General features: G+C 53.5%; 1 protein-coding gene. It reads right to left on the bottom strand.

The window, feature by feature from the left end; genetic code table 11:
* Positions 1–473: nitrogenase component 1 (locus AWU74_RS08100; protein ID WP_306701104.1), on the bottom strand; the 473-nt coding region annotated here is incomplete at both ends.

Genomic DNA, 473 nt, shown 5'->3' with positions numbered 1-473 from the left:
ATAATAGCGATTGTTCCGGTTCGGCTCCCATATATCGCGGAGATATTTCTTTACCGACGACGTGTCGCTGTCGAAGTAGACGACGGGAGAAAGTCCCGAATTCAACCCGGTAAACTGAGCACGGACAGCCGCCTGTTGTTCGTCGTCGGGTACGTCGGTAACGACTGCCAGCTCCGGCAACCAGCCGAGCTCGTCCGACACAAAACGCGTCAGTGCGGGCGCGTAATTGGAGTCTGCCGCTACAATTGCGTACCGCTGAAGGTCGGCATCGTTATAGATATCCGAAATGCGCTCAAAATAGTCATAGTACACGTTTTTTTCTTCCGCAATAACGCTTTTTACGCGGGCACTGCCGATTCCGACAGCGTTGCCGACAGCTTCGAGAAACCGCTCACCCGCAAGCGCGCCGATAGGAAACGGCGTAGAAATGTATGGGATGCCGTGCGTTTCTTCAAAGCATTTTGCGCTCTCAA

Source organism: Treponema endosymbiont of Eucomonympha sp., assembly GCF_001028545.1.
This window is presented reverse-complemented; position numbering and strand designations above follow the sequence as displayed.